Source organism: Serratia nevei, assembly GCF_024160145.1.
Taxonomy (GTDB): Bacteria; Pseudomonadota; Gammaproteobacteria; order Enterobacterales; family Enterobacteriaceae; genus Serratia; species Serratia nevei_A.
In genome coordinates this window covers 1-3,339 of the sequence record NZ_JAMYWQ010000075.1, presented here as the reverse complement: position 1 = coordinate 3,339, position 3,339 = coordinate 1, and the positions used below count along the sequence as shown (strand labels likewise).

At 50.2% G+C, this 3,339-nt stretch carries 3 protein-coding genes and 2 pseudogenes; all 5 read right to left on the bottom strand.

Going from position 1 to position 3,339, the window contains the following annotated elements:
- Positions 1-181: pseudogene (locus M6G53_RS24680) on the bottom strand (VENN motif pre-toxin domain-containing protein); the annotation flags it as partial.
- A 225-nt stretch (positions 182-406) separates the two neighbouring features.
- Entirely contained in the window at positions 407-796 is a 390-nt protein-coding gene (locus M6G53_RS24675; RefSeq protein WP_253335155.1) for a DUF6911 family protein, read from the bottom strand.
- Positions 793-1,893: pseudogene (locus tag M6G53_RS24670) on the bottom strand (VENN motif pre-toxin domain-containing protein); the annotation flags it as partial. The pseudogene M6G53_RS24670 and the gene M6G53_RS24675, both read right to left, overlap by 4 nt.
- 228 nt (positions 1,894-2,121) lie before the next feature.
- Positions 2,122-2,400 carry a hypothetical protein gene (locus M6G53_RS24665; protein WP_253335153.1) on the bottom strand — a complete coding sequence of 93 codons (279 nt, stop codon included), beginning with the start codon at positions 2,398-2,400 and terminating at the stop codon, positions 2,122-2,124.
- On the bottom strand, positions 2,397-3,339 hold a 943-nt coding region (locus M6G53_RS24660; RefSeq protein WP_253335151.1), incomplete at its 5' end, for a VENN motif pre-toxin domain-containing protein. The genes M6G53_RS24660 and M6G53_RS24665, both read right to left, overlap by 4 nt.

The window sequence follows — 3,339 nt, the reverse complement described above, 5'->3', positions numbered from 1 at the left end:
CCACCGCATTCTTCCCAGCCTGCACGCCGGTTACGGCTCCCGCAGTATCCCCCGTCGCCAGCCCGCCTGCAAGCCCTGCGGCCAACTGGCTCAGTGCGCTCACCTGCTGCTTCTCGCTTTCGCTCAGCTGCTCTGCCGTTTTGCCCGGGAACAGCTGGCCGGCAATGTAGCGTGCCGCCAGGCCGAGTATACCCAGCCAGCAGCGGCAGGATTTGGGCGCGGATTGGGTGTGGGAGAACGGCGAGGTCGTGATTGGCGGCGATTGGCTGACCGAGTCCGGCATTGCCAGTGCTGAACAACTGGACGTCACCGCTGCGCCCGGTGTGATCCGGTTACAGCGGCGGGAAGTGGGAAGATTTAGGGCGTAAAAGTAAAAATCCCGACCAACTTGGTCGGGATTCTACTCTCAGTTCAGAAGTTCCGTTGATACGTTGCCAGTATCAAAGAACTCTTTAAAGATCCTGACAACAAGATCAAAGTCCTTTGTAAGCTGTCGTTCCGGCCAGTAATTACCAAGAATCATGACACTTTCCCCAGAAGAAGTTTGATCCCATATAGATCTTACATCTCCTCCAGACTCGTCATATTCGAGCAAAGTCACTAGATAAAAACCATTCTCTGCCTCAACGCTGAGTCTTTCAGGCCCAACATCTGGAGCATTAATGATCCTAATATTTACACTACCACTACTATTCTTCAAAGCATTTAAAAAATCGAGCACATCAGACCATAAAGGGGACTCATTCCTGACATATTTCTCACCAGTACATAATCGAGAAAGTTCATAATTCATCATTTTGCTGGCCCTCGATTCTCTATTTTTTTCATCCCTTGCTGCCAAAAAAGAACGTTACCTGTTGCTTCTTCGTATATCGTCAGTGACTTTAATCCGGCCTTTTCTGCCATAGCTCTTACATCACTCAGACAGTAGTTACACACTTCCTTACCAGCTACACTCATCGCCATTTCACGCCCTTGAGTCATTCCTTTGTCAAAGGCTTGTTGAATCACACCCACTTCTGCATGAGCTGTGCCCATATTTCCATTAGGGTAATTTTTATCAGGGCGCTTATCTATCTTGGCTTGTACCACATCGTTGATAAGAGTCAGTTTATTAAAATCGGCTAACTGTGAAGGTCTAATACCTTGGTTAGTATCACTGAACTTATTACCGTCAACGTTCCCTTTCGCCACAACCTTCAGATTTGCATCAACAATCTTACTAAGCTGCTTCGCTGCCGCTGAACCAAGCACAGGAGTCAACGAGGCCGCTACAGTCTTCATCCCATCATAGGTTTCGATGTAGGCCTCTGCCGTAGCCTTATCTACGCCAAGCTGCACCATGGCATAGTTCACCATCGCATCTTTCACCTGTTGTTGATTCTGTGCATCAACACTGGTGATATTCAACAGGTTCACTATCTGGCCGTAAGCATCTGCGTATTGCTGGCTCACCTTCGAGTTGTACGGCCCGGTTTCATACTCACCTTTGGCAGCGATAACTTCCAGTCTCGCACTCGCACAGGCCTCGCTAGCTGCGCCACCGTTACCGCAGGCTTCGATCACTTTCTTGTCGCTGGTGATGTCCTTTTCACGCAGTTCATTGATCTTCTGCTGGGCCTGCTCACGCTCTGCCGGGTCGTTGCTGTTCTGGAGTTTCTGCTTCGCCAGTTCAAGCTCGGTCTTCTCCTGAACGCTCAGATAGTTATTCTCCACCGCATTCTTCCCAGCCTGCCCGCCGGTCACCGCTCCCGCAGTATCCCCCGTCGCCAGCCCGCCTGCAAGCCCTGCGGCCAACTGGCTCAGTGCGCTCACCTGCTGCTTCTCGCTTTCGCTCAGTTGCTCTGCCGTTTTGCCCGGGAACAGCTGGCCGGCAATGTAGCGCGCCGTCAGGCCGAGTATACCCAGCCAGCAGCGGCAGGATTTGGGCGCGGATTGGGTGCGGGAGAACGGCGAGGTCGTGATTGGTGGCGATTGGCTGACCGAGTCCGGCATTGCCAGTGCTGAACAACTGGAACTGACCGCTGCGCCCGGTGTGATCCGGTTACAACAGCGGGAAGTGGACGTTTTTAGAACGTAAAAGTAAAAATCCCGGCCAACTGGCCGGGACTCTTTATATCTTTATTTCTGTTTTTCACTCTGGACTTTTTTGCGTCTGTTTTCTTCTATTTTGGCTTTAATCCAAATGCCGATACCTAGAACTGCACCAGCCGAGACTCCTTTTCTTATCGCAGAAACACTTTGAACTAACCAATCAAAATTCAAATCATTACTACTGGTTAAAAAAAAGAATACCGCAACACTTAGTACAGCAAAAAAGATGGTCACAGAAATAATTAAAGACCAATAAATAACCAAAAAAATCAATAAGGGAATACCTGCCCTTTGAAATTTAATCATTTCTTACCTGCCTTATCTATTTCTTCTTTTACAGCACCACCAACAGCCTCAGATATGACAGAACCCACTACAGCACCTCCTATATCAGAAGTAGTTTTATCAACTACCTGGCCGATTGCACCAGAAGTAACCTGTCCAGCTTTACCTCCCAGCAATGAGCCAGCTCCTGCCCCAATTACGGCTCCAGTTGGATCCTCCCCTTTTAGCGCACTACCCAAAGCTGCTCCGCCCATATTGATTCCAGCAGATACACCTATGCCTTTCCCTGTAGTAGCTGCGGCAGTAACACCGGCAAGTATCGCATCAACGTAGTTAAATGGATCTTTACCACCAAGTTGAACGGCTGCATTAACACCAACGCCTATCGCCGCATTGCCTAGCATCCCAGCCTTGATTGAGTTCCCCAGCGGCCCCAGACCATACAGAACCACAGGGTCACCAATACTCGCATTGGATTTATGGTAGCCCCAGGTATTCATAATGGTTTGCGCTTTTTGCTGAGCTTCAGTCTGCGGGGCTGATTTCAGATAAGCCTGTCCTGTCAGCATTCCAGTAATCAGTTCTTTAGTGACTGCCTCACCGTACTGGGCTTGCATTTCGGCAGCATAAACCATCAGATAACCGGTCAGTTCCGCGCGTTCTCCCGATGTCATCCCAACCGGATCTTTATTGAACTTGGCGACCAGCGCATCACTACGTTTATCCGCATTTTCCAACTGCAAAAACTCTTTCGCGGTTTGCAGTGTTTTATCACCTTGCAGTACTTTCTCTGCCAACTCATCCCGTTTCGTTGAAGAGGTCGTACTCAGGAAGTTATTCTCCACCGCATTCTTCCCAGCCTGCACGCCGGTTACGGCTCCCGCAGTATCCCCCGTCGCCAGCCCGCCTGCAAGCCCTGCGGCCAACTGGCTCAGTGCGCTCACCTGCTGCTTCTCGCTT